The following is a 13,376-nucleotide window of genomic DNA, read 5'->3' as shown; positions in this document are numbered from 1 at the left end:
GAGTCAAACTATTTGACCAAAATTACGACAGCTTGAACGGATGCGTCAATATGCTTGACCTTAAAAACCCCAACACTCAACAAAAGGCCATGGAAGCGTTTTTTTTCGGCTACCAAGCGTTCACCGCCAAGGCAGACGAAATGCTTGAGCGTCGTGGCTTAAGTCGGGTGCATCAACGCATCGTGTTTTTCATCGCCCGCTACCCAAACCTGAGCGTCAAAGAGTTACTGGCGCTGCTGGGCGTCACCAAGCAGGCGTTGAACATTCCGCTACGTCAGCTGTTGGAAATGCACCTGGTAAACAGCGTCGTGTCCGAGACTGACAAGCGTAAGCGGCTTCTGGAATTGACAGATGACGGCGCGCGGTTCGAGCAGTCGCTGAGGCGTGAGCAGGTGAAGTTGTTGGAGCGGGTGTTTGCCGAGGCTGGCGAAACAGCGGTGAATGGGTGGTTGGCCGTGAATCTGGCGCTGGGGGACAGCCCACAAAAAACCTGACACCTTTAAACCTTGTGCGAACAGGTTCGCTCCCACAGAGGCGTGCAGTCAGCTGTGAAAGCGAGCCTGCTTGCGAAGGCGCTTGAACAGGCGATATATCCCTAACGATTAATTTTTCGTCGACAAAATCAAAAACATTATTTGCTTTATTTGTATACAAAAGCATAATTCGCTTCGTGCGAGTTCCTGACCATACGGTCAACAAATTCGCAAGTGCCTCACAGAGCCGCTGCCACCCTCATGGGTCCGGCCCTGGAAATAACAATAAAACTCTTGAGGAGTACTCGCTGTGGAAAGCCGCAAATCCGAAGCCCCGTCATTGGAACTCTCGCCGCCGTTACGCAACGGCATGCTTGAGCGTCTCTTCAAACTGAGCGTGCATGGCACCACGGTGAAGACCGAGTTGATCGCCGGTCTGACCACCTTCATCACCATGGCTTACATCATCTTCGTCAACCCCAACATCATGGCCGACGCCGGGATCGATCACGGTGCCGCGTTCGTCGCCACCTGCATCGCTGCAGCACTGGGTTGTTTGTTGATGGGCCTGTACGCCAACTGGCCCGTCGGCCTCGCACCGGGCATGGGCCTTAACGCATTCTTCACCTACACCGTGGTCGGCACCATGGGCTACAACTGGGAAACCGCCCTTGGTGCGGTATTTGTCTCAGGTGTGTTGTTCATGATTCTGACCTTTTCGCGGATTCGCGAATGGCTGCTCAACAGCATTCCGGTGAGCTTACGCTTTGCCATGGGCGCCGGTGTGGGCTTGTTTCTGGGGATCATCGGCCTGAAAACCGCCGGAATCATTGTGCAAAGCCCCGCGACGCTGATCAAGCTCGGCTCCCTACGCGAGCCTGGCCCACTGCTGGCCGCGGTGTGCTTCCTGATGATTGCGGTGCTCAGCTACCACAAAGTCTTCGGCGCGATCCTCATCAGCATCATTACCGTGACGCTGGCCGGCTGGGCTCTGGACCTCGTTCACTACCAGGGCATCATGTCCGCCCCACCGAGCCTGGCCCCGACATGGATGGCCATGAACGTCGCGGGCGTATTCAACGTCAGCATGATCAGCGTGGTGCTGGCGTTCCTCTTCGTACACATGTTCGACACCGCCGGTACGTTGATGGGCGTGGCCCAGCGCGCAGGCCTGGTGAATGCTGACGGCAAGATCGAAAACCTTTCCCGCGCCCTGAAAGCCGACAGCGCTTCTAGCGTGTTTGGAGCCATGGTTGGTGTTCCACCCGTGACCAGTTACGTGGAGAGCGCCGCGGGCGTCGCCGCAGGTGGTCGGACTGGTCTTACCGCAGTGACCGTCGGCGTGTTATTTATTGCCGCGATGTTCTTCGCACCGCTAGCTGGCATGATCCCCGCTTATGCAACTGCCGGTGCCCTGATTTACGTGGCGATGCTGATGATGGGTGGCATGGCACACATCAACTGGGATGAAGCAACTGACAGCATTCCAGCGATCGTCACCGCGATCATGATGCCGCTGACGTTCTCAGTCGCCGACGGCATCGCGCTGGGCTTCATCACCTACGTGGTGCTGAAGGCGGGCACCGGTAAACACAAGGAAATTTCGATCAGCCTTTGGGTGTTGTGCGCGATCTTCATCGCCAAGTTCGTTTTCTTGTAACTGTCATCGTTTCAACCGCCTCACCCCTTTAGGTGGGGCTTTTGTGCAAATGGAGGAAAGAGATGAGTCTGGAAACCTGGCTGCTGTTCAGCGGCGCCGCGCTGGTGGTAATCCTGATCCCGGGGCCATTGTCTTTGCTGATGATCAGCAACAGTCTGAATTACGGTTTGCGCCGTTCTTACCCGGCGTTTATGGGGGGCGTCACGGCATCGATCTGTTTGCTCAGCGCCTCGGCGTTGGGGCTCGGCGCACTCCTGCTGGCATCGGAACAGGTGTTCAGCGCTCTGAAAATAGTCGGTGCTTTGTACCTGTTCTATCTCGCCTGGCAGAGCTGGCAACAATCGCGCCGGCCCTCCAAAGGCGCCGAAGTGCCCCAAGCTGCACCAGTACCACGTATGCGCGCACTGTTCGGGCGCGCATTTGTGCTGGGCGCGAGCAACCCGAAGGACATTTTATTCTTCGCCGCTTTTCTGCCGCAGTTTTTGAGCGCTGAACAACCGTTCCTACCGCAGTTGCTGGTGATGATCGCGACTTGGACTGTGCTGGATCTACTGTGCAAGCTCGCTTATGGGCTGGGCGCCCATGGCGCGGCGCAGTATCTGCGCAGTGGCAAGGGGCAGTGCTGGTTTAATCGGATCAGCGCGGGATTGTTCAGCGGGGCGGGTGCGGCGTCGTTGTTAAGCCGTTAAAAAGCAAAAGCATCGCGATGCAGGCGCACGCATTCCAATGAGGGTGTGAGTTTGTTCGCGATGGCGTCATCCGCAGTACCACCTTTTTCGGGGCGAAAAAAAGCCCGCAGTGTGAGCGGGCGAAAGACCAAGGAAGCTATATGCGCAGTGACTTCCCGGTGGAGAAAGCTGCTTGGGGGATCAGCTTCCTCGGTACGTCGAATAGCTGTACGGCGAAATCAACAAAGGCACGTGGTAGTGCTCCTGTTCTGCGCAAATGCCGAATCGCAGCACCACCACATCCAGGAACGCAGGTTCCGGCAACTGGACGCCACGGGCGCGATAGTAGTCGCCTGCGTGGAATTGAACCTGATAGACCCCGGAGCGGTAGTCATCGCCTTGCAAAAGTGGTGCATCGACACGGCCATCACTGTTGGTCATCGCACTGGCGACCAATTCCAGTTGCGAGCCTTCAACGCGGTACAACTCGACTTTGATCGAGCTGCCAGGGCAACCGTGTGCTGCGTCCAAAACGTGTGTAGTCAAACGTCCCATTGATTCTGCGCGCCTGCCTGCGTTGAGCAGTCAGACCACGCGCCTCCCGAAGTCAGTTAGAAAGGAGACCGCACCGTTTCGAAGCACGAAAGCTGCGGCAAGCGACTGATTAAGACACTTTTTAAAAAAATTGTACACAATTAAAAACGACATAATTCTCAAGACTACTGCCACTCAGGGTCGCCCGACAAATATCACCCCGAACCATAGGATCACTGGACCTTCCATCCTTTAGCTGACCAGTCAGGCAGGTTTCTTGCAGTAGCACCCTTTCATGACAGTTAGGGAAAAATGCAAAAAATCAGGCTTACAAATTGAATATAAAGTTGTATACAATCAGCCCATCGCTGTGACGCCAGCCTGTCACAGGCTAACAGGCTGCCACACACCCTATCTTGAATAAGCCACACGAATAAGAAGGAAGACTGCAGTGAGCGCTGACTACCCACGCGACCTGGTCGGTTACGGCAGTAACCCTCCCCACCCACACTGGCCGGGCAATGCCCGCATCGCCTTGTCCTTCGTGCTCAACTACGAGGAAGGTGGCGAGCGCAATATCCTTCATGGCGATAAAGAATCCGAAGCCTTCCTCTCGGAAATGGTCTCGGCGCAGCCGCTGCAAGGCGCGCGCAACATGAGCATGGAATCCCTTTACGAATATGGCAGCCGTGCCGGCGTCTGGCGGGTACTGAAACTGTTCAAAGAGTTCGACATCCCACTGACCATCTTCGCCGTAGCCATGGCGGCCCAGCGCCACCCGGATGTGATTCGTGCCATGGTCGATGCCGGCCACGAAATCTGCAGCCACGGCTATCGCTGGATCGACTACCAGTACATGGACGAAGCGCAGGAACGCGAGCACATGCTTGAAGCGATTCGCATCCTCACCGAACTCACCGGCGAGCGCCCACTGGGCTGGTACACCGGCCGCACGGGCCCGAACACCCGTCGGCTGGTAATGGAAGAAGGTGGTTTCCTGTATGACTGCGACACCTACGACGACGACCTGCCCTACTGGGAACCGAACAACCCGACCGGCAAGCCCCACCTGGTGATCCCGTACACCCTGGACACCAACGACATGCGCTTCACCCAGGTCCAGGGTTTCAACAAGGGCGACGACTTCTTCGAATACCTCAAAGATGCCTTCGACGTGCTCTACGCCGAAGGTGCCGAAGCGCCGAAAATGTTATCCATTGGCCTGCACTGCCGCCTGATCGGCCGTCCGGCGCGTCTGGCTTCACTCAAGCGCTTTATCGAATACGCTAAAAGTCATGAACAGGTGTGGTTCAGCCGTCGCGTAGACATCGCGCGCCACTGGCATCAAACCCACCCGTACCCAGGTGCCGCAAAATGAGCCAGTTCCAGACCCTCAAGCCATCGACCCTGAGCCGCGACGCGTTTGTCGCGGCCTTCGCCGACATCTACGAACACTCGCCATGGGTAGCCGAGAAGGCTTTCGACCTGGGCCAGGACGCCTCGATTGACGAGATCGAAACCCTGCACCAGCGCATGAGCGACATCCTGTTGAGCGCCGATCATCAAAGCCAACTGGCCCTGATCAACGCTCACCCGGACCTGGCCGGCAAAGCCGCTGTCCAGGGACAACTGACCGAAGCCAGCACCCATGAACAGGCTGGCGCCGGTATTCACCAATGCACGGCCGAAGAGTTTCAACGCTTCACCGAGCTGAACGACGCTTACAAAGCGACGTTCAAGTTTCCCTTCATCATGGCGGTAAAAGGCAGCAACCGGCATCAGATCCTCGCGGCGTTCGAAGCGCGCATTCAGCACTCGGTCGACGCCGAATTCAAATGCGCACTGGCAGAGATCAACAAGATCGCCCTGTTCCGATTACTGACCCTATAGCGAGCCTTGCCCGAGTGTTAAAAACGCAACAACACCCAGGGCACTGCAAGCATCCCAAGCCAACTTATTAAAGGCAGACAAGAAGAATGAAAGCTTACGCCGCACCTTTCGAGAAGTTCGTCAACCTGGCCGACGCCCGTCTGGGCACCAAAATCATCTCGGTCACCGATGACTGGTTCGCTGATGCCAACCGCCTGTTCCAGCCGACTCCGGCGGTGTGGAAAGAGGGCGTGTTTGATGATAACGGCAAGTGGATGGACGGCTGGGAATCGCGCCGCAAGCGCTTCGAAGGCTACGACAGCGCGGTGATTCGCCTGGGCGTACCGGGCTCGATCAAAGGCGTGGACATCGACACTTCATTCTTCACCGGCAACTTCCCGCCGTCGGCCTCTCTGGAAGCCTGCTTCCTGGCAGAAGGCGAGCCCACCGAAAACACCCAGTGGGTTGAAGTGCTGTCGGCTGTCGAGTTGCAAGGCAACAGCCACCACTTCCACGAAATCAATAACGACCAGGCTTTCAGCCACCTGCGCTTCAACATCTACCCGGATGGCGGCGTAGCGCGTTTGCGTGTGTACGGCGTGCCGCACCGCGACTGGTCGGCCGTTGGCGACAACGAGCAAATTGACCTGGCCGCAGCCCTCAACGGTGGCCGCGCCCTCGCCTGCTCCGACGAACATTTCGGCCGTATGAGCAACATCCTCAACCCCGGCCGTGGCATCAACATGGGCGATGGATGGGAAACCGCACGTCGTCGCACGCCAGGCAATGACTGGGTAATCGTTGCACTGGGGCATGCCGGCGAAGTCGAAAAAGTCATCGTCGATACGCTGCACTTCAAAGGTAACTACCCCGACACTTGCTCAATCCAGGGCGCGCTCGTCAAGGGCGGCACCGACAGCCAGATCGAAACCCAATCGCTGTTCTGGCGCGAGCTGCTGCCGGCACAGAAACTGGAAATGCACGCCGAACACACCTTCGCCGAACAGATCAAGGCGCTGGGCCCGATCACCCACATTCGCCTGAACGTGTTCCCGGATGGTGGTGTGAGCCGCCTGCGCGTATTGGGCAAGGTCGCCAAGTAAGACGTAATGATCGTTCTCACGCTCCGTGTGAGAACGATCAACAACAACGAATTCAAGGTAAGAAGACCCGCATGCGCACATTGACAATTGAACCGCTGACCAAAGAAGCCTTTGCCCCTTTCGGTGACGTGATCGAAACCGACGGTAGCGATCACTTCATGATCAATAACGGTTCGACCATGCGCTTTCACAAACTGGCGACGGTTGAAACCGCCACGCCAGAGGATAAAGCGATCATCAGCATTTTCCGCGCCGACGCGCAGGACATGCCGTTGACCGTCGGCATGCTGGAGCGTCACCCGCTAGGCAGTCAGGCGTTTATTCCGCTGCTCAGCAACCCCTTTCTGATCGTGGTCGCGCCCCTTGGCGATGAACCTGTATCAGGCTTGGTCCGCGCCTTCGTCACCAACGGCAGGCAGGGCATTAATTACCATCGCGGCGTTTGGCACCATCCGGTGCTGACGATCGAAAAGCGGGATGACTTCCTGGTGGTTGATCGCAGTGGCACAGGCAACAACTGCGATGAGCATTTTTTCAAAGAGGATGAGCGTTTGATCCTTGCCCCCCACCAATAAGAAAAGCTCCGATCACTCGACTACAGAGTGACAAGCGAGAGGTAAAGACTGTGGAAGCACATCTCATGGAATGGCTGAACCTTAGCGTGCGCTGGGTTCACATGATTACCGGCGTGGCCTGGATCGGCGCGTCGTTCTATTTCGTCTGGCTAGAAAACAACCTCAACCGGGTCAACCCGAAAGACGGCCTGGCGGGCGACTTATGGGCGATCCACGGCGGCGGTATCTACCACCTGGAGAAATACAAACTGGCTCCACCGACCATGCCGGACAACCTGCACTGGTTCAAATGGGAAGCCTACTTCACCTGGATGTCGGGGATCGCGCTGCTGTGCGTGGTGTTCTACTCCAACCCAACGTTGTACCTGCTCGCACCCGGCAGCAGCCTGACCGGTCCTGAAGGGGTTGCCTTGGGCATCGCCTCGCTCTTCGTCGGCTGGTTCGTCTACTCATTCCTCTGCGACTCTGCTTTGGGCAAACGCCCGGCACTGCTGGGTTTCATCCTGTTCGTGCTGATCATTGGCGCCGCTTACGGCTTCAGCAAAGTGTTCAGCGGCCGTGGTGCGTACCTGCACGTCGGCGCGATCATCGGCACCATCATGGTCGGTAACGTGTTCCGCATCATCATGCCGGCCCAACGCGCATTAGTGGCAGCGATTGCCGAGAACCGCACACCTGACCCGGCATTGCCGGCCAAAGGCCTGCTGCGTTCGCGGCACAACAACTACTTCACCTTGCCGGTGCTGTTCATCATGATCAGCAACCACTTTCCTAGCACTTACGGCAGCCAATACAACTGGCTGATCCTGGCCGGGATCGCGGTGCTGGCGGTGTTGGTGCGTCACTACTTCAATACCCGTCACAACAGCCACAAATTTGCCTGGACCCTGCCCGTTGCAGCCGTCGGCATGATCTGCCTGGCGTATGTGACAGGGCCCTCGCCGATACCCAGCGCTCCTGACGTGGCCAAAGCACCTGGCACGATCGAATACCAGCCGTTGCCGGAAACCGCTCTGGGGGGTGGCGCCAAGCCTGAAGCGCCCAAGCCTGCCGCTCCTGCGGTCGCACCGACGCAAGCTTCAAACCAGGGCCCGGCGTTCGACAAGGTTCACAACGTGATCCAGGAACGCTGCGCTGTGTGCCACTCGGCCAAACCCACCAGCCCGTTGTTCAGTGCAGCACCGGCCGGCGTGATGTTCGATACCCCGCAACAAATCCAGCAACTGGCCCCGCGAATTCAGGCACAAGCCGTCGCCAGCCAGATTATGCCCCTGGGCAATATCACGCAGATGACCCAACAGGAACGAGACTTGATTGGGGCGTGGATCAATCAGGGAGCACAGACCAATTAAGTAGCAAAAGCTTCGCGGGCAGGCTCGCACCCACAGGACGTGTTCTGCCTGTGTGGGCGCCGGCTTGCCCGCGAACGGCCGCACTGTGGTCGCCTGATACAAAAATCACAAGAATAAAAAAGATCCGAGGTGTTGCATGTCCGAGCTATCCGAAGCGCGCATCCCCGACGCACCCGCCATTCAGCGCTTGCCCCTTTTGCAACTGATTCTGGTCGGTTTGCAACACGTTCTGCTGATGTACGGCGGCGCCGTTGCAGTGCCGCTGATCATCGGACAGGCCGCCGGTCTGAGCCGTGAAGAAATCGCCTTCCTGATCAACGCCGACCTGCTGGTCGCCGGTATCGCCACCATCGTTCAGTCGCTTGGGATCGGCCCAATGGGCATTCGCATGCCGGTGATGATGGGCGCCAGTTTCGCGGCAGTTGGCAGCATGGTCGCCATGGCCGGCATGCCCGGTATCGGCCTGCAAGGTATCTTCGGCGCGACCATTGCCGCCGGTTTTTTCGGCATGCTCATCGCGCCGTTCATGTCCAACGTCGTGCGGTTCTTCCCGCCGCTGGTGACCGGAACCGTCATCACCTCGATCGGTTTGTCGCTGTTCCCCGTCGCCGTGAACTGGGCTGGCGGCGGTGCTGGCGCGACTCAATTCGGTTCGCCGATTTACCTGGCCATCGCCGCCCTGGTACTGGCGACCATTCTGTTGATCCACCGCTTTATGCGCGGTTTCTGGGTCAACATTTCCGTGTTGATCGGCATGTGCCTGGGTTACATACTCTGCGGCGTGATCGGCATGGTCGACCTCAGCGGCATGGCTCAAGCACCGTGGGTGCAGATCGTCACCCCGCTGCATTTCGGCATGCCGACGTTCGAACTCGCACCGATCCTGTCGATGTGCCTGGTGGTGGTGATTATCTTCGTCGAGTCCACCGGGATGTTCCTTGCGCTGGGCAAGATTACCGGCCAGGAAGTTTGCCCACGGATGCTGCGTCGCGGTTTGCTCTGCGATGCCGGCGCGTCGTTTTTCGCTGGGTTCTTCAACACCTTCACCCACTCTTCTTTCGCCCAGAACATTGGCCTGGTGCAGATGACCGGCGTGCGCTGCCGGTCGGTGACCATCGTCGCTGGTGGCCTGTTGGTGGTACTCAGCCTGCTGCCGAAGGCGGCGCTCCTGGTAGCGTCTATTCCACCGGCAGTGCTCGGTGGTGCGGCCATTGCGATGTTCGGCATGGTCGCGGCCACAGGCATCAAGATCCTCCAGGAAGCCGACATCGGTGACCGCCGCAACCAGTTGCTGGTGGCCGTGAGCATCGGCATGGGACTGATTCAGGTGGTGCGTCCAGAGTTCTTTGCGCACCTGCCACTCTGGATGAGCCCGATTACCCACAGCGGCATCGCGATGGCGACCTTGAGCGCGCTGTCGTTGAACCTGTTGTTCAACATCCTCGGCGGTAAAGAGCGCGCGGCCAGCAACGACTGCCACGCGCGCACGCACTGATCAAAACCTGTGACAGGGCTGCCCTGTGGCAGCCAGCAACTGCCTGCGCCTCAACAATAAAAACAAGAGGAAGCAACAGATGATTTTTACCGACTCAAGCCTGTCGTTTAACGACGCCAGGCCCACCGCCAACAACCGTGCCCCAAACCTGTCGTCGGTGCGCTGTTGCGGGGCACTTGAGGCCCGGCCAAGGAGTCAGTATTCTCCGCGACCGCGTGAATTCGATCTAAAAAAAAGCCTCGATTTAATTCCTGACCATAAAGCCAGCTTATTAAAGCGCTGGCCAGTTCCAAGGCATCCACACATTTCTCGTAATCGACTGTTTTCGAACAGTCGATCGGGATTTTTTTGGCTTGTTGAAAGGCTTGGCCCAGCTCTTGCTATTAGCACTAAAGCTGACCGATTGGATGAGTTTTTGCAGCCGCAACACAAGGCGCCAGACCAGAGCGCCAACCTTAGAAAAACAACGTGGAACCACTTACTTTTTGGGAGCAACCGAATGAAACGTATATGCACCAGCCTCATGCTCGCGGGATCCTTGCTGGCCGGGGGCCAAGTCATGGCCGACGACTTGTTGCAATGGCAGAACAACAGCCTGACCTACTTGTATGGCAAAGGCTTCAAGGTCAACCCGGCCATTCAGCAAACCGTTACCTTCGAGCACGCCGACGCCTGGAAATATGGGGATAACTTCCTGTTCGTCGACAAGATTTTCTACAACGGCAAAAACGACTCCAACTCCGGACCCAACTCCACCTACGGCGAGTTCAGCCCGCGCATTTCGCTGGGCAAGGTCCTGGACAAAAAAATCGAATTCGGTCCGATCAAAGACGTGCTGCTGGCCATGACTTACGAGTTTGGTGAGGGCGATGTCGAGTCTTACCTGATCGGCCCTGGCTTCGACCTCGCGATTCCAGGGTTCGACTACTTCCAGCTGAACTTCTACCAGCGTCACCCCGATGGCGATCGTCCAGGCAACAATATCTGGCAGATCACTCCGGTCTGGTCCTACACCATCCCGGTCGGCGACTCGAACGTCCTGATCGATGGCTACATGGACTGGGTGGTCGATAACGACAAAAACGCCCGAGGCGAATACCACGCCAACTTGCACTTCAACCCACAAGTTAAATACGACTTGGGCAAAGCGTTGAATTTCGGGGCCAAGCAGTTGTACGTCGGTGTCGAGTATGACTACTGGAAGGACAAGTACGGGATCGACGATACCCAGGCGTTTACCACCAATCAGAACGTGACGAGCTTGCTGGTGAAGTTCCACTTCTGATGAATTGAAGACAAAAGACCGCAGGCGTCAGCTGCCACGTGCGCATCCGGGGTGGGTGGTGATTGTGGTCTTTTGTTTTCAGTGGTGTGTGTGCAAGAGCCCCTTCGCGAGCCTGCTGATGAAGGGCAGAACCGCCGATATCAGGCAGGCACCGCTGGCTCCGCCAACCCTAGAAATCGGCACAACTCTTCGCGCTTGGCCAACGCATCCCTGCGCCCCAAATCAATCAATTCACTGCAATACCCCGACTCGAACAGCAGATAACTCAACACCCCAGCCCCACTGGTCTTCGTCGCGCCCGGACCCCGCAAAAACAGACGCAAAGCTGCCGGGAGTTCCTGTCGATGTCGTGCAGCAATCTCATCGATCGGCTGGCTCGGCGAGATGACCAACACCTCTACCGGCGCCACACCTAGCGCGTGCAGCGGCGTGCCGTTGGGCATCAAGTGACTGAACTGATTCAGGCGCTGCAACAATTCGATATCACCTTCCAGGCTATCAATGAAGGTGCTGTTGAGCATGTGTCCGCCGATTTGCGCCAGGGTCGGCTGCTGTCCGGTATAGATGCGCTGCAACGGTTGATCGGGGTCAACACCGCGAGGGTTGCCGCTGACGCCCACCACCAGCACCCGGCTCGCGCCCAGGTGCAGGGCCGGGCTGATCGGCGCCGACTGGCGCACCGCTCCATCGCCGAAAAACTCCTCACCGATTTTCACCGGGGCAAACAGCAGAGGAATCGCCGAGCTGGCCAATAAATGCTCGACAGTCAACCGCGTGGGCACGCCGACGCGCCGATGCCGCAGCCAGGCGTCAATCGTGCCGCCGCCCTGATAGAAGGTAACCGCCTGACCAGATTCATAACCAAACGCGGTGACCGCTACCGCGTGCAACTGCTTGCGCGCAATCGCCTCGGCAATTCCGTTCATTTGCAGTTTGTCAGTGAGTAAATCGCGCAGCGGCGAACTGTTGAGCAAGGCCACCGGAACTTGCGCCCCGAGCCCCAGCAAGCTGTGGCTGACAAAGCGACTGGCCTGGCGGATCACTCCGGGCCAATCGCTGCGCAGCACCAGATGACTGCGAAACCCTTGCCAGAAGGCTGTCAGACGCTCGATAGCGCCACGAAAATCCATCGCCCCGCTGGCCAGGCTGACCGCGTTGATTGCCCCGGCCGACGTGCCAACAATCACCGGAAACGGGTTGTCCGCGCCCGGTGGCAGCAGTTCGGCAATCGCCGCCAGCACGCCTACCTGATACGCCGCCCGAGCCCCACCGCCGGAAAGAATCAACCCAGTTACCGGTTCAGTCGGGCTCATCGCAACACTCCATGGTGCCTAAAAAATCGTTGATTCAACGGCGTTTGGCGTACAGCTTTGGCTCGCCCGGCGGACGGCTTTTGAAGCGGCGATGGGCCCAGAGGTATTGCTCCGGGCACTCGCGCAAGGCACCTTCGACCCACTGATTGATGCGAATACAATCAGCCTCGTCGGACTCGCCAGGAAAGTTTTCCAGCGGTGCATGAATCACCAAGCGATAACCGCTGCCGTCCGCCAGACGCTCCTGGGTAAACGGCACCACCAGTGCCCTGCCCAACCGCGCAAACTTGCTGGTGGCCGGCACGGTGGCGGCCTGAATGCCGAAGAGTGGGACGAAAATACTTTGCTTGGCGCCATAGTCCTGATCCGGCGCATACCAGATCGCCCGGCCGGCCCGCAGCAGCTTGAGCATGCCCCGCACGTCGTCGCGCTCTACCGCCAGCGAGTCGAGATTGTGCCGCTCGCGGCCACTGCGCTGGATGAAATCAAACAGCGGGTTTTTGTGTTCGCGGTACATGCCATCGATGGTGTGTTGCTGACCGAGCAGCGCCGCGCCGATTTCCAGGGTGGTGAAATGCAGCGCCATCAGAATCACGCCGTTGCCCTCGCGCTGGGCCTTCTTCAAATGTTCCAGGCCTTCAACATGGGCCAGTTTCGCCAGACGCTTGCGCGACCACCACCAGCTCATGGCCATTTCGAAGAAAGCGATACCGGTGGAGGCAAAGTTTTCCTTGAGCAGACGCTTACGCTCAGCAGCGGTTTTTTCAGGGAAACACAACTCAAGATTGCGCCTGGCGATACGCCGTCGGTCGCCGGCCACTCGATACATCACGGCGCCCAAGGCACGGCCGATACACAGCAATGCCGGATACGGCAACTGGACAATCAGCCACAACAGCCCCAAGCCACAGCACAGAGGCCAGAAACGCGGAGCAAGAAAGGCAGTACGAAATCGCGGGCGATCCATTAAAGGTTCCGGAAAGACAATGGCCGCGCATTCTACATCGTTCGACCCGGCTTGCGGCTCGCGGGCGTTCTCGTTATAAGTC

The 13,376-nt window shown here is 58.0% G+C and carries 13 protein-coding genes; 10 read left to right on the top strand and 3 right to left on the bottom strand.

The genetic code is table 11. From position 1 onward, the window contains the following. The first annotated feature begins 50 nt into the window (after positions 1-50). The 3 genes from RHM68_RS08640 (at position 51) to RHM68_RS08630 (ending at position 2,822) form a co-directional block, all read left to right on the top strand. Positions 51-494, top strand: coding sequence for a MarR family winged helix-turn-helix transcriptional regulator (locus RHM68_RS08640; RefSeq protein ID WP_322221880.1), 444 nt, complete (start codon positions 51-53; stop codon positions 492-494). Between the two features lie 349 nt (positions 495-843). Then, positions 844-2,133 carry an NCS2 family permease gene (locus tag RHM68_RS08635; RefSeq protein ID WP_322223737.1) on the top strand — a complete coding sequence of 430 codons (1,290 nt, stop codon included), beginning with the start codon at positions 844-846 and terminating at the stop codon, positions 2,131-2,133. A 62-nt stretch (positions 2,134-2,195) separates the two neighbouring features. Then, positions 2,196-2,822, top strand: coding sequence for a LysE family translocator (locus RHM68_RS08630; RefSeq protein ID WP_322221878.1), 627 nt, complete (start codon positions 2,196-2,198; stop codon positions 2,820-2,822). Between the two features lie 180 nt (positions 2,823-3,002). On the opposite strand, the gene uraH is transcribed toward RHM68_RS08630, so the two are convergent. Then, positions 3,003-3,356, bottom strand: coding sequence for a hydroxyisourate hydrolase (gene uraH, locus RHM68_RS08625; protein ID WP_322221876.1), 354 nt, complete (start codon positions 3,354-3,356; stop codon positions 3,003-3,005). A 430-nt stretch (positions 3,357-3,786) separates the two neighbouring features. On the opposite strand from uraH, the gene puuE reads away from it, so the two are divergent. From puuE to RHM68_RS08590, 7 genes are all read left to right on the top strand, one after another. Then, positions 3,787-4,713, top strand: coding sequence for an allantoinase PuuE (gene puuE / locus RHM68_RS08620; RefSeq protein ID WP_322221874.1), 927 nt, complete (start codon positions 3,787-3,789; stop codon positions 4,711-4,713). Beyond that, positions 4,710-5,225, top strand: coding sequence for a 2-oxo-4-hydroxy-4-carboxy-5-ureidoimidazoline decarboxylase (uraD, locus tag RHM68_RS08615; RefSeq protein WP_322221872.1), 516 nt, complete (start codon positions 4,710-4,712; stop codon positions 5,223-5,225). Before puuE ends, uraD begins: the two co-directional genes overlap by 4 nt. Positions 5,226-5,311: 86 nt before the next feature. After that, entirely contained in the window at positions 5,312-6,307 is a 996-nt protein-coding gene (gene alc, locus RHM68_RS08610; RefSeq protein WP_322221870.1) for an allantoicase, read from the top strand. A 71-nt stretch (positions 6,308-6,378) separates the two neighbouring features. Beyond that, the gene (locus RHM68_RS08605) at positions 6,379-6,882 is read left to right on the top strand and encodes an ureidoglycolate lyase (RefSeq protein WP_322221868.1); all 504 of its coding nucleotides are present in this window, start codon (positions 6,379-6,381) and stop codon (positions 6,880-6,882) included. 50 nt (positions 6,883-6,932) lie between these two features. Further along, positions 6,933-8,234, top strand: a complete 1,302-nt coding sequence (locus RHM68_RS08600; RefSeq protein WP_322221866.1) for a urate hydroxylase PuuD — start codon at positions 6,933-6,935, stop codon at positions 8,232-8,234. A 136-nt stretch (positions 8,235-8,370) separates the two neighbouring features. After that, a complete protein-coding gene (locus tag RHM68_RS08595) occupies positions 8,371-9,729 on the top strand; it encodes a nucleobase:cation symporter-2 family protein (RefSeq protein WP_322221864.1) in 1,359 nt (452 codons plus the stop codon). 499 nt (positions 9,730-10,228) lie between these two features. Further along, positions 10,229-11,014 carry an outer membrane protein OmpK gene (locus tag RHM68_RS08590; protein WP_322221862.1) on the top strand — a complete coding sequence of 262 codons (786 nt, stop codon included), beginning with the start codon at positions 10,229-10,231 and terminating at the stop codon, positions 11,012-11,014. 140 nt (positions 11,015-11,154) lie between these two features. On the opposite strand, the gene RHM68_RS08585 is transcribed toward RHM68_RS08590, so the two are convergent. Further along, positions 11,155-12,327: a patatin-like phospholipase family protein gene (locus RHM68_RS08585; RefSeq protein ID WP_322221860.1), complete on the bottom strand. Its 1,173-nt coding sequence runs from the start codon at positions 12,325-12,327 to the stop codon at positions 11,155-11,157. A gap of 34 nt (positions 12,328-12,361) precedes the next feature. Further along, on the bottom strand, positions 12,362-13,294 hold the full coding sequence (locus RHM68_RS08580; RefSeq protein ID WP_322221858.1) for a lipid A biosynthesis lauroyl acyltransferase: 933 nt from the start codon (positions 13,292-13,294) through the stop codon (positions 12,362-12,364). Positions 13,295-13,376: the final 82 nt, after the last annotated feature.

Origin of the sequence: Pseudomonas sp. DC1.2 (assembly GCF_034351645.1) — a bacterium.
Lineage (GTDB): Bacteria > Pseudomonadota > Gammaproteobacteria > Pseudomonadales > Pseudomonadaceae > Aquipseudomonas.
The sequence above is the reverse complement of the archived record's forward strand: the minus strand, read 5'-3'. Positions and strand labels throughout refer to the sequence as shown.